The sequence below is a fragment of the Pseudomonas sp. DC1.2 genome, assembly GCF_034351645.1.
In the GTDB taxonomy this organism is placed as follows: Bacteria; Pseudomonadota; Gammaproteobacteria; order Pseudomonadales; family Pseudomonadaceae; genus Aquipseudomonas.
On the sequence record NZ_CP133782.1, the window covers coordinates 2,591,592 to 2,614,857 of the forward strand.

At 57.8% G+C, this 23,266-nt stretch carries 26 protein-coding genes and 1 pseudogene; 12 read left to right on the forward strand and 15 right to left on the reverse strand.

The features are described 5' to 3' along the window. Nucleotides 1-147: 147 nt before the first annotated feature. Nucleotides 148-1,782 carry a methyl-accepting chemotaxis protein gene (locus RHM68_RS11815; protein ID WP_322223144.1) on the reverse strand — a complete coding sequence of 545 codons (1,635 nt, stop codon included), beginning with the start codon at nt 1,780-1,782 and terminating at the stop codon, nt 148-150. Between the two features lie 292 nt (nt 1,783-2,074). On the opposite strand from RHM68_RS11815, the gene RHM68_RS11820 reads away from it, so the two are divergent. Continuing rightward, nucleotides 2,075-2,905, forward strand: a complete 831-nt coding sequence (locus RHM68_RS11820; RefSeq protein ID WP_322223146.1) for an undecaprenyl-diphosphate phosphatase — start codon at nt 2,075-2,077, stop codon at nt 2,903-2,905. Further along, nucleotides 2,902-3,330, forward strand: coding sequence for a DUF1294 domain-containing protein (locus RHM68_RS11825; protein ID WP_322223148.1), 429 nt, complete (start codon nt 2,902-2,904; stop codon nt 3,328-3,330). The genes RHM68_RS11820 and RHM68_RS11825 overlap by 4 nt, the downstream gene beginning before the upstream one ends. A gap of 10 nt (nt 3,331-3,340) precedes the next feature. Here RHM68_RS11825 and RHM68_RS11830 read toward each other — a convergent pair whose 3' ends face one another. Together RHM68_RS11830 and RHM68_RS11835 are read right to left on the reverse strand one after the other, a co-directional pair. Next, nucleotides 3,341-3,700, reverse strand: a complete 360-nt coding sequence (locus tag RHM68_RS11830; protein WP_322223150.1) for an MmcQ/YjbR family DNA-binding protein — start codon at nt 3,698-3,700, stop codon at nt 3,341-3,343. Continuing rightward, entirely contained in the window at nt 3,697-4,605 is a 909-nt protein-coding gene (locus RHM68_RS11835) for a LysR substrate-binding domain-containing protein (protein WP_322223151.1), read from the reverse strand. The genes RHM68_RS11830 and RHM68_RS11835 overlap by 4 nt, the downstream gene beginning before the upstream one ends. Before the next feature lie 128 nt (nt 4,606-4,733). Between RHM68_RS11835 and RHM68_RS11840 the strand changes: the two genes are divergently transcribed. Together RHM68_RS11840 and RHM68_RS11845 are read left to right on the forward strand one after the other, a co-directional pair. Beyond that, nucleotides 4,734-5,345, forward strand: a complete 612-nt coding sequence (locus RHM68_RS11840; protein ID WP_322223152.1) for an FMN-dependent NADH-azoreductase — start codon at nt 4,734-4,736, stop codon at nt 5,343-5,345. A 248-nt stretch (nt 5,346-5,593) separates the two neighbouring features. Further along, nucleotides 5,594-6,631 carry a dienelactone hydrolase gene (locus tag RHM68_RS11845; RefSeq protein WP_322223153.1) on the forward strand — a complete coding sequence of 346 codons (1,038 nt, stop codon included), beginning with the start codon at nt 5,594-5,596 and terminating at the stop codon, nt 6,629-6,631. A 15-nt stretch (nt 6,632-6,646) separates the two neighbouring features. Here RHM68_RS11845 and RHM68_RS11850 read toward each other — a convergent pair whose 3' ends face one another. The 5 genes from RHM68_RS11850 to RHM68_RS11870 form a co-directional block, all read right to left on the reverse strand. Continuing rightward, complete coding sequence (locus RHM68_RS11850) at nt 6,647-7,684, reverse strand: DNA topoisomerase IB (RefSeq protein WP_322223154.1); 1,038 nt, start codon at nt 7,682-7,684, stop codon at nt 6,647-6,649. Nucleotides 7,685-7,758: 74 nt separating this feature from the next. After that, nucleotides 7,759-8,838, reverse strand: a complete 1,080-nt coding sequence (gene modC / locus RHM68_RS11855) for a molybdenum ABC transporter ATP-binding protein (protein ID WP_322223156.1) — start codon at nt 8,836-8,838, stop codon at nt 7,759-7,761. 3 nt (nt 8,839-8,841) lie between these two features. Further along, nucleotides 8,842-9,522, reverse strand: a complete 681-nt coding sequence (gene modB / locus RHM68_RS11860) for a molybdate ABC transporter permease subunit (RefSeq protein WP_322223159.1) — start codon at nt 9,520-9,522, stop codon at nt 8,842-8,844. Next, nucleotides 9,523-10,290, reverse strand: coding sequence for a molybdate ABC transporter substrate-binding protein (gene modA / locus RHM68_RS11865; protein WP_322223162.1), 768 nt, complete (start codon nt 10,288-10,290; stop codon nt 9,523-9,525). It abuts the gene before it with no gap. A 198-nt stretch (nt 10,291-10,488) separates the two neighbouring features. Then, nucleotides 10,489-11,553, reverse strand: a complete 1,065-nt coding sequence (locus RHM68_RS11870; protein WP_322223164.1) for a nitronate monooxygenase — start codon at nt 11,551-11,553, stop codon at nt 10,489-10,491. A 670-nt stretch (nt 11,554-12,223) separates the two neighbouring features. Here RHM68_RS11870 and RHM68_RS11875 point away from each other — a divergent pair. Then, nucleotides 12,224-13,207: an MDR family oxidoreductase gene (locus tag RHM68_RS11875; protein WP_322223166.1), complete on the forward strand. Its 984-nt coding sequence runs from the start codon at nt 12,224-12,226 to the stop codon at nt 13,205-13,207. Nucleotides 13,208-13,267: 60 nt separating this feature from the next. Continuing rightward, nucleotides 13,268-13,707, forward strand: a pseudogene (locus RHM68_RS11880) (GyrI-like domain-containing protein). Here the strand turns inward: RHM68_RS11880 and ada are convergent. The 4 genes from ada to RHM68_RS11900 form a co-directional block, all read right to left on the reverse strand. Continuing rightward, nucleotides 13,704-14,771 carry a bifunctional DNA-binding transcriptional regulator/O6-methylguanine-DNA methyltransferase Ada gene (gene ada, locus RHM68_RS11885; RefSeq protein WP_322223168.1) on the reverse strand — a complete coding sequence of 356 codons (1,068 nt, stop codon included), beginning with the start codon at nt 14,769-14,771 and terminating at the stop codon, nt 13,704-13,706. The pseudogene RHM68_RS11880 and the gene ada overlap by 4 nt on opposite strands. Before the next feature lie 88 nt (nt 14,772-14,859). After that, entirely contained in the window at nt 14,860-15,540 is a 681-nt protein-coding gene (gene alkB / locus RHM68_RS11890; protein ID WP_322223170.1) for a DNA oxidative demethylase AlkB, read from the reverse strand. 191 nt (nt 15,541-15,731) lie between these two features. Beyond that, a complete protein-coding gene (locus RHM68_RS11895; RefSeq protein WP_322223172.1) occupies nt 15,732-15,908 on the reverse strand; it encodes a hypothetical protein in 177 nt (58 codons plus the stop codon). Between the two features lie 30 nt (nt 15,909-15,938). Further along, entirely contained in the window at nt 15,939-16,241 is a 303-nt protein-coding gene (locus tag RHM68_RS11900; protein WP_322223174.1) for a DUF1883 domain-containing protein, read from the reverse strand. A gap of 212 nt (nt 16,242-16,453) precedes the next feature. Here RHM68_RS11900 and RHM68_RS11905 point away from each other — a divergent pair, with 212 nt between their 5' ends. Next, nucleotides 16,454-16,810, forward strand: coding sequence for a hypothetical protein (locus tag RHM68_RS11905; protein WP_322223771.1), 357 nt, complete (start codon nt 16,454-16,456; stop codon nt 16,808-16,810). 75 nt (nt 16,811-16,885) lie between these two features. Continuing rightward, nucleotides 16,886-17,116 carry a hypothetical protein gene (locus RHM68_RS11910; protein WP_322223175.1) on the forward strand — a complete coding sequence of 77 codons (231 nt, stop codon included), beginning with the start codon at nt 16,886-16,888 and terminating at the stop codon, nt 17,114-17,116. An 11-nt stretch (nt 17,117-17,127) separates the two neighbouring features. On the opposite strand, the gene RHM68_RS11915 is transcribed toward RHM68_RS11910, so the two are convergent. Next, nucleotides 17,128-17,409 carry a hypothetical protein gene (locus tag RHM68_RS11915; protein ID WP_322223178.1) on the reverse strand — a complete coding sequence of 94 codons (282 nt, stop codon included), beginning with the start codon at nt 17,407-17,409 and terminating at the stop codon, nt 17,128-17,130. Between the two features lie 140 nt (nt 17,410-17,549). Beyond that, nucleotides 17,550-17,738 carry a hypothetical protein gene (locus RHM68_RS11920; protein WP_322223179.1) on the reverse strand — a complete coding sequence of 63 codons (189 nt, stop codon included), beginning with the start codon at nt 17,736-17,738 and terminating at the stop codon, nt 17,550-17,552. 290 nt (nt 17,739-18,028) lie between these two features. On the opposite strand from RHM68_RS11920, the gene galU reads away from it, so the two are divergent. Beyond that, a complete protein-coding gene (galU, locus tag RHM68_RS11925) occupies nt 18,029-18,868 on the forward strand; it encodes a UTP--glucose-1-phosphate uridylyltransferase GalU (RefSeq protein WP_201196763.1) in 840 nt (279 codons plus the stop codon). A gap of 131 nt (nt 18,869-18,999) precedes the next feature. After that, entirely contained in the window at nt 19,000-20,358 is a 1,359-nt protein-coding gene (gene gorA / locus RHM68_RS11930) for a glutathione-disulfide reductase (protein ID WP_322223182.1), read from the forward strand. Here gorA and RHM68_RS11935 read toward each other — a convergent pair. After that, on the reverse strand, nt 20,355-21,371 hold the full coding sequence (locus RHM68_RS11935; RefSeq protein ID WP_322223184.1) for a DNA-binding protein: 1,017 nt from the start codon (nt 21,369-21,371) through the stop codon (nt 20,355-20,357). The two genes, gorA and RHM68_RS11935, sit on opposite strands and share 4 nt — an antisense overlap. A 176-nt stretch (nt 21,372-21,547) precedes the next feature. Here RHM68_RS11935 and RHM68_RS11940 point away from each other — a divergent pair, with 176 nt between their 5' ends. Together RHM68_RS11940 and ahpC are read left to right on the forward strand one after the other, a co-directional pair. Then, nucleotides 21,548-22,492 carry a site-specific integrase gene (locus tag RHM68_RS11940; protein ID WP_322223186.1) on the forward strand — a complete coding sequence of 315 codons (945 nt, stop codon included), beginning with the start codon at nt 21,548-21,550 and terminating at the stop codon, nt 22,490-22,492. Nucleotides 22,493-22,625: 133 nt separating this feature from the next. Continuing rightward, entirely contained in the window at nt 22,626-23,189 is a 564-nt protein-coding gene (gene ahpC, locus RHM68_RS11945; RefSeq protein ID WP_322223188.1) for an alkyl hydroperoxide reductase subunit C, read from the forward strand. Nucleotides 23,190-23,266: the final 77 nt, after the last annotated feature.

A 23,266-nucleotide genomic window follows, 5' to 3' on the forward strand; every position in this document is an offset into this window, starting at 1 on the left:
GTGCGTTAGTGACCCGCCATCCACGACAACCCTGACGGGTGGCGAGGGACAGTTCCCTCGCTACCCGTCAGGCGTCATGTCGAATCTATAGGCATCAGGGCTTGCGCCGTGTCTACCCCAAACGCAGGCGGCTGAGGTAGACAGCGCTTAAACGCGAAACTGCCTAAGTAACCCACTCAGCTCTTCACTCACCGCTTTGAGCCGAACACTGGCCAGGCTTGACTGCTCGGCTGCCAGGGCTGTGCTGTGCGACAGCCCGGCCGCCTGGGTGACGTTCTGGTTGATGTCTTCCACCACGTGTGCCTGCTGCAGGGTTGCACTGGCGATCGACGCATTCAGTCCGTTGAGGTTACGCAACGCCTGGCCGATGGCACTCAGACTGGCCCCCGCCAGGCCTGCCTGTTCGATGGTCAATTGCGACGCTTGGCTGCTGTCGCCGATCACCTTGACCGCCGCTTCGGAATGGTTTTGCAGGCGCTCGATCATCGACTGAATCTCAGCCGTGGATTTCTGCGTGCGTTGAGCCAGTAGGCGCACTTCATCGGCCACCACGGCAAACCCTCGGCCTTGCTCGCCGGCACGGGCGGCTTCAATAGCCGCGTTGAGCGCCAGCAAGTTGGTTTGCTCGGCAATCGAACGGATGACTTCCAGGACGCTACCGATCTGGGTGCTTTCGGCAGCCAGCGTTCGAATGACTTCCACCGCCTGATTAATCGTGCCCGAGAGCTTGTCGATCTGTTGCAGGCTGCCATCGATGTTGATTTGTCCCTGCTGCGCCTGGGACTCGGCGTTACGCATTTCGCTGGCGGCATGCTCGGCATTTTTAGCCACGTCCTGTACGCCGTAGGTCACTTCATTGATGGCGGTGGCTACCAACTCCATTTGCTGGGATTGCTGTTGGCTACGTTGCTGAGCTTGGACGGCGTCGTCGCCCAATTCGCTGGAGGTCTGGCCCAAGGCGCTGGCGGACACCTGTAGCTGGCTGATCACCTGGCGCAACTTGGTGGTGAAGGCGTTGAAGTGCCGCGCCAGTTGCGTGACTTCGTCCTGGCCGTGGGTATCGAGGCTGCGGGTCAGGTCGCTTTCGCCACTGGCGATGTTAGCCATGGCGTTCACCGTTTCCTGCAACGGACGCACAATGCTGCGGGCAATCATGATCACCAGCAGCGCCATGATCAGGGCAATCGCCAAGCCGACGATCGAAGCCTCCCAGACCTGGCCGTAGAACTCGGCCTGCAAGTCATCGATATAAACGCCAGAACCGATCACCCAGCCCCAAGGCTCGAACAGTTTGACGTATGAGGTTTTTTCCACTGGCGCATTGGCACCTGGTTTCGGCCAACGATAATTGACCATCCCGGCGCCCTTGGCCTTGGCGATGGTGACCATTTCGTTGAACACCGCAAAGCCGTCCGGGTCACGGATCGCCGAGAGGTTCTGACCTTCGAGTTTAGGGTTGGCCGGGTGCATGACCATCACCGGCGTCAGGTCGTTGATCCAGAAATAGTCGTTCTGGTCGTAGCGCAGGCCACGAACCACGCTCAGGGCTTGTTTTTGCGCAGCGTCGCGGGTGAGGGTGCCGGCGGTTTCAAGGTCGTGGTAGTAGCTCAGAATGCCGCTCGCGGTCTGCACCACGTGCTGGGTTTTCTGGGTCTTGGCGTGGTAGAGGTCATCGTGAATCTGCTTGAGCATCAACACGCCCAGCGTCAATAACATCACGACGGCCACGATCAAGATGAGCCACAAACGTCGGCTGATCGACACACTGCGCAAGCTGTTCATAACGCTGTCACTCCGATTTTTTTTCTTGTAATAGACGATTGCCAGCATCCAACCATGCTTTGCTGATCGAGCCTATGCGACGCAAGTCCAATTACGCTGCGGCGTTATTCAGGCCTGTCTGATAGGATTTCGGCCTCGCGCGGAAAAACCTGAATCCAACTTGATTTTTCACGGGATTTTTACCGTTTTGTGTGGATCCTGTGCGCGCACAACTTTAGCGACGTCGAGCGCATGTCGCGTTCGAAAAAACATTAACGAGGCCTGCGATGACGCAGTGCTTTTTGGGGGATTGATGGATCTTTGGACCGCCTTGCAGGCAGTGATTCTTGGCGTTGTAGAAGGGTTGACGGAGTTTTTGCCCATTTCCAGCACCGGGCACCAGATTATCGTGGCGGACTTGCTCAATTTTGGCGGTGAGCGGGCCATGGCCTTCAATATCATCATCCAGTTAGGGGCGATCCTGGCCGTGGTGTGGGAGTTCCGCCGCAAGATCCTCGACGTGGTCATCGGCTTGCCGACTCAGCCCCGCGCCCGGCGTTTTACTGCGAACCTGCTGATTGCCTTCCTCCCGGCAGTGGTCCTGGGGGTGATTTTTGCCAATGTGATCCACGAATATCTGTTCAATCCGATCACCGTGGCCACGGCGTTGGTGGTGGGTGGGGTGATCATTTTGTGGGCTGAACGCCGGCAACACGAAGTGCATGCCGAAACGGTTGATGAGATCACTTGGAAGGATGCCCTGAAAGTCGGTTTTGCCCAGTGCCTGGCGATGATCCCCGGTACTTCACGCTCCGGCTCGACCATCATTGGCGGTCTGCTGTTTGGCTTGTCGCGCAAAACCGCCACCGAGTTTTCGTTTTTTCTGGCCATGCCGACCATGGTCGGTGCTGCGGTGTACTCGGGCTATAAATACCGTCATCTGTTCGAGGCGGCAGACTTTCCTGTGTTCGCCATTGGCTTCGTCACCGCGTTCATCTTTGCGATGATCGCGGTCAAGGGGCTACTTAAGTTCATCGCCAGCCACAGCTACGTGGCGTTTGCCTGGTATCGCATCGCATTCGGCCTGTTGATTCTCGCCACCTGGCAGTTTGGCTGGGTGGATTGGGCCGCTGCCAAGCCATGAGAGATTCCAGCGCGTGCAACAGCCCCGGACGCCGGTCTGGGGGCGCGATTCAGTACCCTCGGTTGAAACTGCTGGTGTTCGCAGGCCTCTGCGCGCTGCCGTTGTACGGGTCGCTGGCGTTGTGGCTGCACGGGGTGTCGCTGATTCCCCTCATGGCCTATGCCATCGTCAGCGTGCTGGCGTTTTTTCTGTACTGGAGCGACAAGCGCAAGGCTCGCGTCGACAGTTGGCGCACGTCGGAGAAGGTTTTACACGCGGTGGAATTGGCGGGCGGCTGGCCCGGCGCCTTGTTGGCTCAGCAAGTGTTTCGGCACAAGACTCGCAAAGTCTCTTTTCAACTGCTGTTCTGGATCGTCGTGTTACTGCATCAGGTGTTCTGGATCGATCAGTTGTTCATCGGCGCTCATCTGCTGGCGCTTTTTTAGAACAGTCGATTCAAAGCAGCAGCCCGACCTGGGTCCGCTTGGGCAACTTGCTCACCACCAGTTGATGGGAGCGTTGCAGCAAACCTTGCAGCTCTTCGGCCCTCAGCGGGTAGGGGGCCTGCATGATGATCCATTGTGCTCGAGCCAGGTAGGGCGCTGGATGGATGCCCGGCCGGTCGCAATGCCCCAGAAACAGGTCCTTGTCGACCTTGAACGCCAGGGACTCGCCGCGCAGGTTCTGTAACGCAAACATCTTGTTCCCGGCAATCGAAAACACCCGCACGCCCCCCCATTTGTAGTCCTCTCGGGCTCCAGGCAGGGCTAGGCAAAAATGGGCGACGTCCTTTTCGCTCATGCGTTGTGCCGTCATAAGAGTCTGCTCCCACAGGCATTGAATGATTCGACCAAATGGTCGATCCAGGCGCGCACGGCCGGCATCACCCCGCGCCGGTGAGGATAGACCGCGTGCAGCCACCCGCCGGGTATCGACCAGTCAGGCAGCAGTTGCACCAGTGAGCCGTCTTTCAGTGCCTGCTCGCAATACATCATGGGCAATAGCGTAAAACCCTGGCCGGCAAGGGTGCAGGCTTTGCGGACGATGAAATCGTCGATACCCAAGCGTGCTTCGAACGTGAGGTCGTAGTGCTTACCCTGCTGATCAAGTAAACGTAGATGGACCAGGCGATCGGGCTCGAGGGCGCCGAGCGCCGGCAGGTTTTTCAGGTCGTCGGGGTGATTTATTTGCTGTCCCGTCAGGAGCGCCGGACTGGCGACCAAGAGCATCTGCGCCTGACGCAGGCGTCGAGTGACCAGCAGCGGGTCTTCATCCCCCGACTCGCGAACCCGCAGGGCAACGTCGATGCCCTCGGTCACCAGGTCCACACGCCGGTTGACCAGGATGACTTCAAGTTGAACCTGAGGAAACTTCTCAATGAAGTCGCTGATGACCCCGGCCAGAATCTCATGCGCCAGCCCCACCGGGCTTGAGACGCGCAACCGCCCCTTGGGCTCGCTGGACATGCTGGCCACCGCTTCATCGGCCATTTCGGCCTCCAGCAGCATTGCCTGACAGTGGCGCAAGTAACGCTCGCCCACGGCGGTCAGCTTCAGTTGCCGGGTGGTGCGTTGCAGCAGGCGAGCGCCCAGGCGTTCCTCTAGCTCGGCGATGCGTCGGGACAACCGCGACTTGGGAATCCCCAGTAAACGGCCTGCGGCTGCGAAGCCGCCGGCTTCGACCACCTTGGCGAAATAGTAGAGGTCGTTGAGGTCTTGCATAGCGTTTCCCGATTGTTCTATCAGTGAGACAAACTATCGCATTGTTGCCTGCTAATCGACTATTGGTTTCATGCGTAGGATCGCCCCCATCAGATCGCCCTGTGGCGATCCTCACTTGGAGATCCCACATGAAACTGTTGCATATCGATTCAAGCATTCTGGGCGACAACTCGGCTTCCCGTCAGTTAAGCAGCGAAGTGGTCAACGCCTGGCAAGTCGCCGAGCCTACTGCTGTTGTGACTTACCGTGATCTCGCCGCCGACGCTATCAGTCATTTCTCTGCACTGACCCTGGTCGCTGCCGGCACCACCGCTGAGCTGCGTGACGCGGCTCAACAGCACGAGGCCGAACTCAGTGCTTCGACGCTGGCCGAATTCATCGCCGCCGATGCTGTGGTCATTGCCGCGCCGATGTACAACTTCACTGTTCCGACCCAACTCAAGGCCTGGATTGACCGCATCGCGGTCGCCGGTCAGACCTTCCGCTATACCGAAGCCGGCCCCGAAGGTCTGTGTGGTGGCAAGAAAATCATCATCGTTTCGACCACCGGTGGCATGCACGTAGGCCAAGCGAGCGGCGTCGCTCACGAAGACTATCTGAAAGTGCTGTTCGGCTTCCTGGGCATCACCGACATCGAGTTCGTGCGTGCGCACGGCCTGGCCTACGGCGATGACGTCCGCGCCAAAGCCATGAACGATGCTCATGTGCAGATTCGCGAGCAACTGTTCGCCGCTGCGTAAGGCTTTAGTAAAGTCTTTAAACAGCTCAGGCACACCCCCAAAAACTCTGTATTCTGGTGATCGTAATAACCAGATACAGAGTTTTTTGTTTTTGGTGATTTTCAGCTTTTGGCCCAGGTTATGCAGTCGAGGGTTAACGTCCCCGCTCTGCAACGATACTGGTGGCCGTAATTACGGGCACAAGGCTGTGTCTTCGGCACTTGAAGCAGAACGGGCTTCCCGGTCATGTAATAAAGGTGGGGCATCCTATGGTGCGTCTTTGTGCAACATTCCTGATTTGTCTGCTCAGCAGCCTGAATTCAGTGCACGCCGCGCCTGCGCCACATCCCCATTGGAGCGTCGGCTTTCATGAGATGACGTTTCTTGATCCGCTGGATTTGCAGCCGATGCGTGCCATCGCCTTTTATCCTTCCAGCGACAAAGAACACTCCAGTACCCTCGAAGGCTACGCAGTGGCGGCAGGTGAAGACACCAAGATCGCCATTGGCCGCTTTCCGATGTTGATGCTGTCGCATGGCAACACCGGCACCCCATTGGCTTTGCACGACTTGGCCACGTCACTGGCGCGCAAAGGATTTGTGGTGGTGGCGGTGTTTCATCCCGGCGACAACTCCACGGACCACAGCCGTCTGGGCACGCTGAGCAACCTCTACGGTCGACCACTGCAAATTTCCGAAGCGATTACTGCGACTTTGGGCGATCCCATGCTTGCGCCGTTCGTCAACGCCGATCAGGTGGGTGTCATCGGTTACTCCGCAGGAGGCGAAACGGCACTGATACTCTCCGGCGCTACTCCCGATCTGGATCGCCTGCGCCGCTATTGCCACGAGCGTCCCGACGACCGTGATGCTTGTAACACTCAAGGTGAATTGATTGTTGATCGTGATGATTTGGCGCCCGTGGCCGACCCGAGGGTGCATGCCCTGCTGCTGATGGCGCCGTTGAGCCTCAAGTTCGGTCGTCACACCCTGGCCGGTGTTCATGTGCCGGTGCTGCTGTACAGCGGCGACGGCGACATGCTGGTGCCCTTCGACAAAAACGCCGCTGCGTTGGCGCGTAAATTACCGGTCGCACCGGACTTCAAGCTGCTGGTGGGCGCCGGGCACTTTGTGTTCATGGCACCTTGTACCGCAGAACAGATCGCCGCCATGCCGGCCCTGTGCACGGACGCTGATGGTGTCGATCGAGAAGACATTCACCGCAATCTGGTGTCCGAAGCCGGGCGCTTCTTCTCCCACTCTTTGGGTAAGCCGAGCCGAGCGGGCTTACAGACTGCCGACCAATAACGGTCGCGATTCAGGTCAGCGTATGTTGGCTGCTTCGGCCATTTTCTCGAGAAAAACCGCGAGTCCGACTTCTTCGGCTCGCAGCCCTTTGCGCAGCCTTGGTCGAGGTAGTTCGGCCAGGGCACCCAGCAAAAAGCCATCGACCACCGCCGGATGGATGTAGCACTTGCGACAGACCGCCGGGGTGTTGCCCAACTGTTTGGCGACGTTTTTTACCATCTCCATTACATGCCGTTTGGCATCGGACTCTGGCTCCCACCGTAACTTTCGTAACACCGCCAGCGCCTGTGCGCTGCCGGCCCAGGTGCGGTAGTCCTTGGCCGTGAAATCGGCGCCGGTGAGCGTTTGCAGGTACGCGTTGACGTCAGACGAGCTGACGGTATGCCGCTCGCCGTTTTCGTCCAGGTACTGAAACAGGTTTTGCCCCGGGATTTCCAAACAGCGTTTGACGATGCGCGCCAGGCGCCGGTCTTTGACGGTGATCTGGTGCTCGACCCCGCTTTTGCCGCGAAATTGAAACAGTATCGCACTGCCGTTGACCTCGACGTGTCGGCTGCGCAAGGTGGTCAGTCCATAAGAGCGATTGTCTCGCGCGTACTGAGTGTTCCCGACCCGGATTAGCGTTGCATCCAGCAGCGTAATCACGGTGGCCATGACTTTGTCGCGGCTGAAGCCGGGCGCTGCCAGCAGTGCTTCCAATTGTTTACGCAGTTTCGGCAAGACCCGGCCGAAATCCCGCAGGCGGGAATATTTGTCGGCATCGCGTACTTCGCGCCAGCGGCTGTGATAGCGATATTGTTTGCGGCCCCTGGCATCGCGTCCGGTCGCTTGCAGATGCCCGCGCGGGTCCGCGCAGATCCACACATCGGTATAGGCCGGAGGCACCGCGAGGGCGTTGATGCGTTTGATCTCTACAGGGTCGGTGATGCGTTGGCCCGCCTGATTGATATAGCAGAACTTGCCGCGCTGTTTCTTGCGGCTGATGCCAGGCTGTGTGTCATCGACGTAGTGCAGGTCGGGTGGCAATACACCGGTCAACGCGGGGGCGGGCATGGCAGTGGTCCTTGGCAGCGAATCAGGGTCGTTACAGCCATTGACCACGTGCGACGGCGAGGGTGCCAGCGGATTTAAGCCAGCACCGCGACTGCCTTGATCTGCGCCCAGAGCTGTTGGCCGGGGTACAGGCCCAATTGGTCGCGGGAGTAGCGGGTGATGCGCGCCAGCAGCGGCGTGCCAGCAGCATCCAGACGGATCAGAACGTGGGCGGCGTTGTCTGCTCCCAGTTCGCTGACCACGGTGACGGGCAGGCGATTGAGGATGCTGCTCTGCTCGATGCTTTGCAGGCTCAAGCTAACGTCACGCGCTTGTACTTTGCAGCGCAGGACATGGCCTTGAACCATTGGCGAGTGGGGGACGCGGATGCTCAGTGCGGTCTGCGGCAGTTGCAGGGTCAGCAGTTGATAGGCGGCATCGTAGGCGCTGACGTGGCCCTCGATCACCACCCCGGCGTCGTCACCCAGCGCCAGTGGTAGATCGAGCCTGGCGAGGGTTTCGCCAATCGGACCGCTGGCCAAGGCCTTGCCGTCGCTGAGCAGGACGATGTGGTCCGCCAGCCGCGCGACTTCATCCTGCGAGTGGCTGACGTACAGCACCGGAATGTCCAGTTCGTCGTGTAACCGTTGCAGGTAGGGCAGAATTTCGTTTTTACGCTGGCTATCCAACGCCGCCAATGGCTCATCCATCAGCAACAGTTTCGGGCTGGTGAGCAGAGCGCGGGCGATGCCAATGCGTTGCCGCTCTCCGCCGGAAAGGTTCTGGGGATGACGCTCCAGCAGGTGGCCGATCCCAAGCAGCTCGGTGGCGTGCGCCATATCGACCCGGCGCTGCTGTTTGGGTATGCGTTTGAGGCCAAACTCCAGGTTGGCCAACACCGAAAGGTGCGCAAACAGGCTGGCCTCTTGAAAGACGTAACCGAGCGCACGTTTGTGTGCTGGGACGAAAAGCTTCTGGCTGCTGTCCTGCCAGACCTCTTCGTTGACCTTGATGAAACCCCGGTCGGCCTGCTCCAGGCCGGCAATGCAGCGCAGGCACGTGGTCTTGCCCGAACCGGAGTGGCCATACAATGCGGTGATTCCGCGACCGGGCAATTGCAGCGCCAAGTCCAGGGCAAACTCCGAGTAATTCAGTTTCAAGCGCACTTCAATCATTGATCAGCTCCAGCCCGCTTTGGTTTTTCGGCTGGAATAGAGCGCCAGCAACACCACAAAGGAGAACACCAGCATCGCCCCGGCCAGCCAGTGGGCCTGAGCATATTCCATGGCTTCGACGTGATCGTAGATCTGCACCGACACCACGCGGGTTTTGTCGGGAATATTGCCGCCGATCATCAGCACCACGCCAAACTCACCGACCGTGTGGGCAAAGCCGAGAATGGCCGCGGTGACGAAACCGGGGCGGGCCAGCGGCACGATTACGCTGAAAAACGTGTCCCAAGGATTGGCGCGCAACGTGGCTGCCACTTCCAGTGGGCGAGTACCGATGGCGGAAAAAGCGTTTTGCAGGGGTTGCACCACAAACGGCATCGAGTAGAGCACTGAGCCAATCACCAACCCAGCAAAGCTGAAGGTCAACGTGCCGAGCCCCAGTGATTGGGTAAATTGGCCAACGAACCCGTGAGGCCCGAGCGCCAACAGCAGATAAAAGCCAATCACCGTGGGTGGTAGCACCAGGGGCAGGGCGACGATTGCCCCGACCGGGCCGCGCAGCCATGAACGCGTGCGCGACAGCCACAACGCTATCGGTGTGCCGATGACCAGCAGGATGGCGGTCGTCAGGGACGCCAGTTTGAGGGTCAGCCAGATGGCAGAAAAATCGGCACTCGATAGCGTCATTTAGAGTTGGTAACCGTAGGATTTGATAACCGCAGCGGCTTTCGGCCCTTTGAGGTAGTCAACCAATGCCTTGGCGGCCGGGTTGTCTTTGCCTTTGTTCAGGATCACTGCGTCTTGTTTGATCGGGTCGTGCATCTCGTCTGGAACGATCCAGGCCGAACCGCTGGTGACTTTGCCGTCTTTGTAGATCTGCGACAAGGCTACGAAGCCTAGTTCGGCGTTGCCGGTGGAAACAAACTGGTAGGCCTGGGTAATGTTCTGCCCTTCAACGATTTTAGTTTTAACCTTATCAGTCAGTCCCAGCTTGGCGAGTACCTGAGTGGCCGCGAGGCCATAGGGGGCGGCTTTCGGGTTGGCGATGGACAGGTGTTGATATTGGTTGTCGCTCAAAACTTTACCCTTGGCATCGACGTATCCGTCCTTGGCTGACCACAACGCCAGGGTGCCGATGGCGTAGGTAAAGCGTGAGCCTTTGACGGTGTCGCCTTCGGCTTCGAGCTTTTGCGGTGTGGAGTCATCGGCCGAGAGGAACACTTCGAATGGCGCGCCGTTTTTTATCTGGGTGTAGAACTGACCGGTTGCGCCATAAGCGGCCACCAGTTTATGTCCGGTGTCTTTTTCGAAGTCGGCCGCAATGGCCTGAATCGGGGCGGTGAAATTGGCCGCGACCGCCACTTGGACTTCGTCCGCCTGGGCAGACCCGAACGCGAACACAGCGAGCAAGCTCGCCAGGCAAGTGGGGGCAAAACGTGAGGCACGAATGATCATGAAGCGACTCCGTGGGGGCAAGTGCAGAAGGCAGTTAATACGGGGGTGGTTGACTGCGCTGATGCGAGGGGTAAACGCTATATAGCGGAATATATAGCGGAATATATAGCGAAATACCGATAAACGGAACGTGTCGTGTCGTGAATGCACTTTGCGTTGTTTAAGGTGTTCGCCGCGTCACAGCAGGTTTTGCCTGACTTAGCGCTGAATCAATTTGGCCAGTGCCTCCTCCGCCAGGCGTCGTGTCAGCTCGGCTGTGGGCAGTTCAATGCCCAGGGTCAATGCCTGGCCGGCCCACAGGTTGCTGAAATTCGCTTCGTCTTTGGCGCGCAACGGCATTAACGCGCCACCGGCCAATGGAAACGCCGGAGCGGTCGGGCACATCGGTCCGAGTTCGCGCATTAGCCGATTGAGAATTCCTCGTGCTGGCCGACCGGTGAAGAGGTTGGTGACGGCTGTCTCACTTTCTCTGGCGGTGCGTAATGCCTGGTAATGGGCGCCGCTGATTTTGGCCTCGGGCGTAAACAAATAGGCGGTGCCCAGTTGTACGGCAGACGCCCCCAGGAGGAATGCTGCCGCGATACCCCGCGCGTCCCCGATGCCACCGGCAGCAATCACCGGCACGCTTACGGCATCGACGATTTGCGGCACTAGCGCAAAGGTTCCCACCTGGCTGTTCAAATCAGTGCTCAGGAACAACCCGCGGTGACCACCCGCTTCGTACCCCATGGCAATGATTGCATCGCAGCCATGCCTTTCGAGCCAGACGGCTTCTTCGACGGTGGTCGCCGAGGATAGAATTTTTGCTCCGGTGGCTTTTACTCGATCCAGCAACGATTTTTCCGGCAGCCCGAAGTGAAAACTGACGACTTCGGGACGAAACGCTTCGACTACCTCGCACGCGGCGTTATCGAAGGGCGTGCGATTTGATACCGGTGTCTGTGCGTCAAAATCGGCACCCAGTTCCCGGTAATAGGGTTGCAGTAGGTTTTTCCAGTCTTGCGCCCGTTGTTCATCGGGCACCGGCGGCTGGTGGCAAAAGAAGTTGACGTTGAACGGGTGGCACGTGTGTTCACGGATCGTTGTCAACTCCGCGCGCAACTGCTCGATACTCAACAGGGCGGCGGGCATTGAGCCCAACCCTCCGGCGTTGCTTGCTGCAATCACCATGGCCGAGGTGGTGGCGCCTGCCAGCGGGCCCTGAATGATCGGCAGTTCGATCCCTAGCAGTTCAAGAATGCGGGCGTCTGGCCATTGGCTCATTTGAATGATGCTCCGGCGTCAATACAGGAAGCCGGATTTGTACCAGCAATGAAGGGTGCCAGGCCAGGCGATTTTTTACGTTGTCCGATGCTGGCGATGTGTATCTGCGGCAGCAAGCGATGGCCAACGTCATGGTCGCTCTCATGGGTGTTCAATGCTATTTCAACGACGATTCGGCCCGCCGCCGCCGCCACTGCCATATGAGCGACTCATGGCCTGTGATGAGTTTTGATAGTTATTCAGCCGTTGGGTGCCCGCCGAGCGTGCGGCTGATTCGCGGTTGAGGTTCTGGACCTGAGCGGTGTTTGTCGGACTGGCCCTCGTCGTGCCCCCCTTGGGCATGGATTGCGGGCCGTTGACTCATATTTACCTGACTTTTCTTGATAGCGGAGGTCTGCGGGATGGTCGCGGCAATGGTGGCCTCCCTGGCTTGAGGTGTTCCTGCCACGGACGCTTTAACGTTCGAAGGTAAGCGAATGTAGTCGATGCATGCTCAGCTCCAACGGCCCGGCGGGTTTTCAGCTATCTCGGGGTCGAGAAAAAAGCATAGTCGCAGGCCATGCAAACGCCCGGCAGATTTCAGGATTGGATGAAAGTCGGGTAGGGCAATGTGTTGCTTTGTGTTATTTCAAAGGCATGACGGCTTGAGTTAACCCTGGGGGAGGCGGCGATGTTTAAAGGCATTTTGATCGACAAAGACGACAGCGGTTACCGGGCCGCACTGCAAGACATTAGTGACGATCAATTGCCCGAAGGCGATGTGACGGTGCGCGTTGCCTATAGCACGCTGAACTTCAAGGATGGTCTGGCGATCACGGGCAGCAGTCCGGTGGTGCGTAAATTCCCGATGGTGCCGGGGATCGACCTGGCGGGCACCGTCGAAGTCAGCGGGCATCCGGACTACAAGGTGGGTGACCAGGTTTTGCTCAATGGCTGGGGCGTCGGTGAAGGACATTGGGGCGGTCTGGCCCAGAGAGCACGGCTCAACGGTGACTGGCTAATTGCGCTGCCAAAGGCGTTCACGCCAGCGCAGGCAATGGCCGTCGGCACCGCCGGTTATACGGCGATGCTGAGTATCCTGGCGCTGGAGCACAACGGGGTGACGTCTGAGCGTGGTGAGGTGTTGGTCACCGGAGCCAACGGCGGCGTGGGAAGCTTTGCCATCGCACTGCTGAGCAAACTCGGCTACCGCGTAGTGGCCTCTACCGGCCGTACCTCGGAGCACGCCTACCTCACGCAGCTGGGCGCCAGCGAAGTAATTGATCGCGCCACGTTGTCCGAACCGGGTAAGCCCCTGGCCAAGGAGCGCTGGGCAGGGGTGATCGATTCGGTTGGCAGCCACACGCTGGCCAACGCTTGTGCCGGCACTCGGGCCAATGGCACGGTGGCCGCTTGCGGTCTGGCTCAGGGCATGGATTTCCCCGCGTCCGTCGCGCCTTTCATTTTGCGCGGCGTCACCCTGGCTGGGATCAACAGCGTGACTCAACCCAAAGCCAAACGGGAGTTAGCCTGGAAGCGACTCGCCGAGGACCTGGACTTCACCTTGCTGGCCTTGATCAGTCACGAAATTGCTTTGAGCGAAGCCATCGAAGCCGCGCCGCGGTTGCTGGCCGGGCAACTGCGGGGAAGGGTTGTGGTGGATGTGAATCGCTGACAAGGTAGGCGCCTTTACGGCGCTGTAGGGCCGTAAGCCTAAAAAAAGGATGATTCACTCATGGAAATCAAGCAGGTTTACGTAGCGCCGTTCTCCGTTTCCGGGCTGCGGGTACGAACCCATAACAGCGCCGAACGAACACCCGCAACGGCTAAAATTGGTCCGATGTGGGGGCGTTTTTATAGTGAAGGATTAATTGAACGTATTGCGCCGTCGTCAGCCGGCTCTCCGGTCTACGGCGTGTACTCCGGGTACGAGTCTGATGCTTCGGGGGCGTTCGATGTGACGGCGGGCATTGCTGTCCTTGACCCTGTCCAGGATTACCAGACGGTCCGGATTGAAGACGGTCAGTACCTAGTGTTTGAGGGCAAGGGATCGATGCCTGGCAGCGAATTTGGGACTATTTCCAGACTAACCCGCAGATCGAGCGGCGGTTTGCCACTGACTTCGAAGCCTATACCGGCCCGGAGTCGGTGGCGGTGTATATCGGCATCGTCTAAGGCTGCGCTTCGCGCTCCAACAACTGACGCTTGCGCTCCACGCCCCAGCGATAGCCCGACAGGTTGCCATCGCTGCGGACCACTCGGTGGCAGGGAATGGCTACCGCCAAGGTGTTCGCGCCACAAGCCTGCGCCACCGCGCGCATGGCTTTCGGTGCGCCGATACGTTGGGCGATGTCAGCGTAACTGGCGGTGCTGCCGACTGGGATCTCCCTCAGCGCTTGCCAGACCCGCTCCTGAAATGCCGTGCCGCGCACATCCATGGGCAAGTCGAGGCCAAGGGCCGGTGCTTCGATGAACCCAACGACCTTGGCGATCAACTGTTCGAAGGCATGATCGGCGCCAATCAAATTGGCCCGTCGAAATGAGTCCTGAAGCTCGCAAACCAGTTGGTGCGGATCGTCTCCCAGCAAGATTGCGCAGACACCTCGTTCACTTTGCGCGACCAATATTGCCCCTAGGGAGCATTGGCCGACGGCGAAGCGAATGTCTGTGTTTTGGCCGGCCGCGCGGTAGTCGGTGGGTTTCATGCCCAATAAATGGTCCGCCGCTTCATAAAAGCGGCTATTGGAATTGAAGCCTGCACCATACAGCGCGTCGGTGACCGAACTACCGCTCGCCAGGTTTTCGCGAATCCGGCGTGAGCGATGGGCGTTGGCGTACCCCCTGGGTGTCAGGCCTGTCACGGCTTTGAATACCCTATGGAAGTGAAAGCTGCTCAGGCCGGCCGCTTCGGCCAGTGCGCTCAGCGTCGGCGGGTTTTGCGCCGATTCGATCTGTCGGCACGCAGAGGCCACCGTGTTGGCGTGCTGGGCTGCGGCATCGCTTTGATCCTTGGTCGCCCGTTTGCTGGGACGATACCCGGCGGCCTCGGCTTGCTCGGATGTGTCGAAAAACTCGACGTTCTGCGGTTTTGGCAAGCGCGCCAGACTGCTGGGGCGGCAGTACACCCCTGTGGTTTTCACACCATAGACAAACTGGCCATCAGCCCGAGGATCCCGGGCGACGAGGGCGGCCCAGCGTGGATCGTTTTCGATGGTTGAGGTGCTCGAAGGGGGTGTCATGAGTTGATGTCCGTTGCCCAAGTTTGACTCAGGTTAACCAGCCGGCAGCGTTGCCGCACTCCGGGGCTTGCGGTCGAATTCGACGCGTTCATCGCGCGGTGCGAAACGTAAAATTGATCCGTTGCTCGCCCAGTCGCGGGTGGTGTCCATCCTTGATCGGCAAAATGCCGTGGTAACGCAAGCGATCCACGCCGCCCCAGACCACTATATCGCCATGTAACAGTGGCACGCGGAGGCTTTTGTCGCTGCGCTCGAAACCGCCAAACAAGAACATCGCGGGTAATCCCAAGGACACTGAAACAATCGGGGCGGCGTAGGAACCTTCGTTTTTGTCCTGATGCAACGACATCTTGGCGCCTGGGATATAGCGATTGATCAAGCATGAATCAGGTACGAAATCGGTAAATCCTGCCTCGCGCGCAGCTGATTGCGCTAACTCGACAAACACCTCGGGCATCGCCGGCCAAGGGAGACCGGTGGCCGGATCTGTGTGGTTATAGCGATAGCCGCTGCGATCAGTGGTCCAGCCTAATGTGCCGCAACTGCTCAAACCCACGGACATGGTGAACCCCCCCGGCGTGACCATTTGCCGAAAAGGTGCCTCGGCCAGTACCGCTTGCAGCGCCGGTAGCAGGCGGTCCAGCAAGGGCAGGGCAAAGCCTCTCAGCACCCAGGATTGCTCGCCAATCTGCTCGCGTCGGGCTTGTTGCTCGGGTTCGGCGTCGGCGAACAAATCGAGGGTGATTGGGCTCATGGGGTCATCACGCATCGTGAAAGATGACTTCGAGGGTATGTCACCGCGACAACCACTCAGAACGCGCCCGACCAGCGGCATGACCGCAATCGAGCATCAAAGGTTGGTGGCCCGCTTGGGTCGCGCAGGAGGAGCGAACGCTCCGGCGCTTGCAGTTGAAATTCAGGAGCAGGGAGCCGACGTCCATTTTGTCGCTCCGCGTCGTTTTACAGTGCCTTGCTGACGGTGATGTCGCTGATCACATCATCAGTGGAGCCATGGATGACGTCGAGCGCGGCCTTGGCTTCTTCTTCGGTGCCCTGTTCAAGCTGGGCAAATTCGAAGCGGCGTTCACCGTTAAGTTTGTATTTGATGACGTACTTGGTTGTTTGGGCCACGGTCATGATTGCCTGTTTGCGTGCGTCGGACGTTACTCAGCTCAATTTAGTGCTGGAGCGGCGGATGATCTTGATGGAGTGGGTCAGTGTCGGCTTACGCGTTACGCTGATTGCCTTGCGGCTGACCATGTCGATAGTGATGTTCCAGAAACCGGTGCTTGGTGCAGTGATTCGTGCCGGGAATGTATCAAATGCACCGCCGTGGTAAGTATGACGTCCGCCATTCTTGAAGCTGCGGAAGTTGGCGTCGTTCATCAAGCGGATGTTGCACGTTTGGGAGCACTGGATGACGACGATGTCGTCTTCGTTGAGGTGCTCGCGCTGGTGGATAAATTTCATGAGGCGCCTCCAGAAGGGCTTTTTCTACAAAATCAAAACGATAGCAGGTCGATTGGGCGCAGTTTATCAGCCCGAACGGGTTATTATCCGGCTGTCGAGGTCAGCTTTGACAATTAAAAACAGTTATTCGGAATTCTATGAGCGATAAAAGCAACGAGCCTCGGAGAAAAACAGCATTTACGCTGTCGGAGGATCTTTATCGGAGGTTTTTTATGAAATGGGGTGTGTTGGTTTTGCCGTTGGCGTTGGCGGTGAGTGGTTGTGCATCTGTTACAGAGATCAATGCTTCGCTGCCCACCATGAACGTGATTTCAGGCAAGAAGCCCCATGAGTACGCGCAATGTCTGGTCGGGAAACTGGCCAGCAGTCGTGGGGCCTTGCAGCTTGAGCCGCATAAGGATGGCGTGCGAGTGATCGTTCCCGGTAAATTTTCCTCCGGACCAGCGGCGGTTTTCGATATTGAAGAGCGCTCCGGCGGCAGCAGTATCAAGCTGCACGAGCGCATGTCCAATGTGCCGGTACGTCCGAAGGATGTACAGGGCGCCGCCAACGCGTGTATTTCCGGCTGATAGACTGTCGAGCATCAGCACCGATGCCGTCAAAGCACACCTGCTTCGACGGCATTGTCATTTTTGGAGTTGCGCATGAAGCGAGAGCAAGTACGGGCACGGCATGCAGAGGGCCATATCTCTGCCACGCACGTCATTCAGAACCCGGCGAATCCGGGGGAATGGATCGTGTTTTTCAAGAAAAGCGCCGGGCGTAGTTACTTTCTGGTGGATGACAATGACGAAGTCGAATCCTTTAATCGTCTGGATGATTTGATCGAGACAATACGTGGCCTTGGAATCAAATTCGCCGAAATCCACATGTAGGGCGCGCCGCCTTACTTGCAGACCACCACGACGTTGCGGGTCTTGTAGTTGCCGACATCGACGCCCAGGGTCTTGTCGCTTTCTTTGGTTGAAGGCGTACCCGCGGTGCTGACGATCCTATAGCCAGTGCCCGCGCAGGAGGCATCTGCTTTTTCATAGCAGGCTGCCCAGTTGTTGGCTTCGCCGGAGCAGTCGATGGTCAGGCCCTGCTCGCCGTTCTTCAGGTAAGTATGTTCAGACGTGGCACAGCCAGTCAGTGCCAGTACCGCAATCAGTGCCAGAAATTTATTCATATGCTTGTCGTCGTCAGGGAGTGGGGCTAAACGCTGTGACAGCGCCGGTATCGAAAGGTTATAGCGAATGGCCATTTCTTTGCGCTGAATTACAAAAAAGCCCTGCATCAAGGCAGGGCTACGGTTTCATCCGGTACGGCTCAGGGTTTATCTTTGCCGCGCCGCTTGGGTGCTGCGGGTTGGTCTTGCAGCACCGTAGCCACTTCGATCGCCAGCGCTTCGGAGGGGAAGGGGCCGGCAATATTCTCGCCAGTGGCATTGTCGACCCACCACTGGCCGTCTTTAGCCTGATTGATCAGGTAACCGTTTACGCTTTTTGCTGCCGACATGTATCTGCCTCGTTGGCTGGTTCAATCGCGCAATGATACTGCCAAATGCTCTCATCAGGTGATGATGGGCGTATGGTGGGTGGATTGACTGCTTGGTTGAGGCCGTGCAGCTCTACTGGTTTGTGCTATCTATTTGGCCGGTGCCATGACTTGTGTAGCGACTTGTGGAACTATCGGCAAGAATATTTCTCTATGAAGGCATCGGTTAGCCAGTGCGGGGCATTGTAAGGTGCTCGCCGCCTGATTAGACTGCGCCGAAACTCGTACACACAGCCCTTTCAAGGACTTATATGATCAAGAAATGCTTGTTCCCAGCAGCCGGTTACGGTACTCGCTTCCTGCCAGCGACTAAAGCCATGCCCAAAGAAATGCTGCCGGTGGTAAACAAGCCACTGATCCAGTACGGCGTCGAAGAAGCACTGGACGCAGGCTTGACCGAAATTTCCATCGTGACCGGTCGTGGCAAGCGCGCTCTGGAAGACCACTTCGATATCAGCTACGAGCTGGAAAACCAGATCAAGGGCACTGACAAGGAAAAATACCTGGTCGGTATCCGCAAGTTGCTCGACAACTGCTCGTTCTCCTACACTCGCCAGACTGAAATGAAAGGCCTGGGGCACGCGATCCTGACCGGTCGTCCGCTGATCGGTGACGAACCGTTCGCCGTGGTATTGGCGGATGACTTGTGCGTCAACCTTGAAGGTGACGGCGTTCTGACCCAGATGGTCAAGCTGTACAAACAGTACCGCTGCTCGATCATTGCGATCCAGGAAGTCGATCCGCAGGAAACCAACAAGTACGGCGTTATCGCCGGCGACTTGATCGGTGATGACCTGTACCGCGTTCGCAACATGGTTGAGAAGCCAGCCCCTGAAGATGCACCGTCGAACCTGGCGATCATCGGTCGCTACATCCTGACGCCGGACATCTTTGACCTGATCAAGCAGACCGAGCCAGGCAAGGGTGGCGAGATCCAGATCACTGACGCTCTGATGAAGCAGGCGCAAAACGGCTGCGTAATTGCCTACAAATTCAAAGGCAAGCGTTTTGACTGCGGTGGTGCTGAAGGCTATATCGAAGCAACCAACTTCTGCTTCGAGAACTTCTACAAGACTGGCAAGGCTTACTGATAGCGCTTGATTTGTCTGCACTGAGAAAGCCACCTCCGGGTGGCTTTTTCGTTTTCTGGCGCCATATTGTTTTGCAACGCTTGCCCAAAGGATGTCGGTCGGTATGCTGGCGTCCTGCCTAGGAGAAAGAAATGGCCTACGATTTTGACCTTTATGTGATTGGTGCCGGTTCCGGTGGTGTACGTGCTGCGCGTTTCGCGGCCGGGTTCGGCGCGAAAGTCGCCGTGGCCGAGAGCCGATACCTGGGTGGCACTTGTGTGAATGTGGGCTGCGTGCCGAAAAAACTACTGGTCTATGGCGCGCACTTCGCTGAAGACTTCGAGCAGTCTTCCGGTTTCGGTTGGTCCTTGGGCGAAGCAACGTTCGATTGGGCAACGCTGATTGCCAACAAAGATCGCGAGATTAGTCGTCTTAACGGTATTTACCGCAATTTGCTGGTCAACAGCGGCGTGACCTTGCATGAAGGTCACGCCAAGATCATTGGCCCCCATGAGGTCGAGATCAATGGTGAGCGCTATACCGCCAAGAACATTTTGATCGCTACTGGCGGCTGGCCGCAGATCCCGGATATCCAGGGGCACGAGCATGCGATCAGTTCCAACCAGGCGTTCTTCCTCAAAACGTTGCCTAGGCGGGTTCTTGTTGTTGGTGGTGGCTATATCGCGGTGGAGTTTGCCGGGATTTTCCACGGGCTTGGGGCTGAAACCACGCTGTTGTATCGCGGCGATCTGTTTCTGCGAGGCTTTGATGGGGCCGTGCGCAAGCACCTGCAAGAAGAGCTGACCAAGCGTGGGATGAACTTGCAGTTCAACGCCGATATCGAGCGCATCGAGAAACAAGCCGATGGCAGTTTGAAGGCAACCCTCAAGGACGGCCGCGAGCTGGAGGCTGATTGCATTTTCTACGCCACCGGTCGTCGTCCAATGTTGGATAACCTGGGGTTGGAGAACACAGGCGTGAAGCTCGACAAGAAGGGTTTTGTCGAGGTCGATGAGTTGTATCAGACCGCTGAGCCTTCGATTCTCGCGCTGGGTGATGTCATTGGGCGCGTTCAGCTGACACCGGTTGCGTTAGCCGAAGGTATGGCTGTCGCACGTCGTTTGTTCAAGCCTGAGCAGTACCGAGCGGTGGATTACAAAATGATCCCGACCGCCGTGTTTAGCCTGCCGAACATCGGCACCGTCGGTATGACCGAGGAGGAAGCTCGCGAAGCCGGGCATGAGGTGGTGGTTTATGAAAGTCGCTTCCGTCCAATGAAGTTGACCCTTACGCAATGCCAGGAGCGCACGCTGATGAAGCTCGTGGTGGATGCTGGGACGGACAAGGTGCTGGGTTGTCACATGGTTGGCCCCGATGCCGGCGAGATCATTCAGGGCTTGGCGATTGCCTTGAAAGCGGGTGCCACCAAGCGCGATTTCGACGACACCATCGGCGTGCATCCAACGGCCGCCGAAGAGTTCGTCACCCTACGTACACCGGTCTTGGGTTAATCGCCCTTTAGGGTGTTTGTTGTGTCTGGCGCTGCCGCAACGGCAGTGGCCAGGCGCAATTGCTCGAGGGATGTCTGGGTTTGAGCAAGTTCGGTCTCCAGTCGTGCGTTTGCCTGTGACTGTTCATCGACATTCTGCTTGAGTGACTGGCTGTCCAATAGCGCGACGCGTAAGCGTTCCTGGAGGAGGGTGCGTTCGCTGTCGACACGGTTGGCGTGTTCCAGCAATTGATCCTGTCGATTGTTGGTTTGCTTGAGTTGCTCCTGCAACAAACTGAGTTCTCTAAGCGTTCCACGGTTCTCCGTCAGCAGGCGCTCATTGTCGCGGTGCAGTTGGGTGATCTCATCCTGACGCACCAGCGCGCTTTGCTGGGCTTGACGCAATTCCATCTGAATCTGCTGAACCTGGCCTTCATGGCGGCGCTGCTCTTGCTCGCGCTGATCTTTGACCGCGTTGCGATAGTGCTCCAGTGCATCACGGGCGTGCAGGTGCTTATCTTCCAGGGAGTGAATCTGCTCGTCTTTGTCCTTCAAGCGTAATTCGAAATCGGCCAACGCCTGATTCAGTCCTGCGTTGCGGGTTTGCTCGGTCTGCAGCATGGACCGGGTTTCTTGCAGTGCGGTGGATTCCTGGGTCAGTGCCAGACTTTGAATCTCGTACTGCTGATGCAGTTCGCCGTTGGTCTCGCGGGCTTCATTTAGTTGCGCGTCCAGTACCTTTTTTTGTTGATCAAACTGCGCGCGAGCCTGGTCGATGGGTGCTTGCGCCTGCTCTTTGAGTCGCTGTGCCAGGCGCGATACCAAATCCATCAACTCATCATCAATAGGCTCCGCAGACGTTTCGTGGCGTTCGGCGCCGCCATCGAGCTCCTTCAAGTAGCGATGAATCGTGGTTTTCGAGCCGGTATTGCCCATTTCGATCCGTACCGCATCGATGCTTGGGTTTTCGCCGCGGGCGAGGATTGCCAAGCGTGCCGCTTGCACTACCGCTTTATTTACACCGCCACGAGCCATGTGTTCTCCTACGATTTCGTACTGTGGTACATACCACCAAAGTATGCAGTGTACCATGCTCCTGTAAAAGTTAGAGCTATTCTATTTCTAGCACGGGATATACTGGAGTTATCCCGTGTGATGAGTGGTTCACTGAGGTTTGCCCGCCAAAGCAGTACGTTTTCGAGAGTTAAGCCATGACCGAGTTGGATCGCTATCTGCAAGCTGCCACCCGCGACAACACCCGTCGCAGCTATCGAGCAGCCATCGAGCACTTCGAAGTCAGTTGGGGTGGCTTTCTGCCCGCTACCGGCGATAGCGTGGCGCGTTATCTGGTGGCTCATGCCGGCGTGTTGTCGATCAACACCTTGAAACTGCGCTTGTCGGCCTTGGCGCAGTGGCATAACAGTCAGGGGTTTGCCGATCCCACCAAGGCGCCGGTGGTGCGCAAGGTCCTCAAGGGCATTCGTGCGTTGCACCCTGCACAAGAGAAGCAGGCGAAACCCTTGCAGCTTCAACATCTGGAGCAAGTGGTTGTCTGGCTGGAGCAAGAAGCACAAACCGCCAAGGCCCACGATGATCAGCCAGGGTTGTTGCGGGCAAGGCGCGATAAGGCGCTAATCCTGCTGGGGTTTTGGCGCGGCTTCCGTAGCGACGAGCTATGTCGCGTCCGTATTGAACATGTGCAAGCCACCGTGGGCTCCGGCATCACCCTGTACTTACCGCGCAGCAAAAGTGATCGAGAAAACCTGGGGAAGACTTACCAGACCCCGGCTTTGCAGCGCCTGTGCCCGGTGCAGGCTTATATCGAGTGGATCAGCGTCGCCGCGTTGGTCCGTGGACCGGTGTTTCGCGGTATTGACCGTTGGGGCAATCTGAACGAAGAGGGTCTGCACGCCAACAGCGTGATTGCGTTGCTGCGTCAGGCTCTGGAGCGCGCGGGCATTCCTGCTGAGCACTACACCAGTCACTCCTTGCGTCGCGGTTTTGCCACGTGGGCTCATCAGAGCGGCTGGGATCTTAAGTCGTTGATGAATTACGTTGGCTGGAAGGATATGAAATCAGCCATGCGCTATGTTGAGTCCAGCCCGTTTCTCGGGATGATCCCCGTTGCCGAAAAAGCGCTTGGCACGGCAAATTGAGTTTTTAGCTATTAGTAATCTCGGCTTATAGCGAAAACCAATGAACAGCATCAGCTTTGCCAATGAGCCAGATAGCGATTGAGCGGGTAGGATCTCCCCCATCAAATTTCTAACCCCTGACGGAGAATCACCGATGCCTATCATCAACAGCCACGTTAAACCGTTCAAAGCCAACGCCTACAAAAACGGCGAGTTCATCACCGTTTCTGACGCTGACCTGAAAGGCAAGTGGTCGGTCGTGTTCTTCTACCCAGCAGACTTCACGTTTGTTTGCCCAACCGAACTGGAAGACCTGGCCGACAACTACGCCGAATTCCAGAAACTGGGCGTCGAAATCTACAGCGTTTCCACTGACACCCACTTCGCTCACGCTGCCTGGCACAACACTTCGCCAGCGATCGGCAAAATCCAGTACACCATGATCGGCGACCCAACCCTGACCATCTCCCGCAACTTCGACGTATTGATCGAAGAAGCAGGTCTGGCTGACCGTGGCACTTTCGTGATTAGCCCTGAAGGTCAGATCAAAATCGTCGAACTGAACGACGGCGGCGTGGGTCGTGATGCTTCCGAGCTGCTGCGCAAAATCAAGGCCGCTCAGTACGTTGCTGCTCACCCAGGCGAAGTCTGCCCAGCCAAGTGGAAAGAAGGCGAGGCTACTTTGGCTCCGTCCCTCGACCTGGTTGGCAAGATCTAAGTCTGTGATGAGCTCCACCAGGGCGGACTCCCGCACCTAAGTAAGCCGCACCGCCCAATAAAAACGCCCGGGCGAGA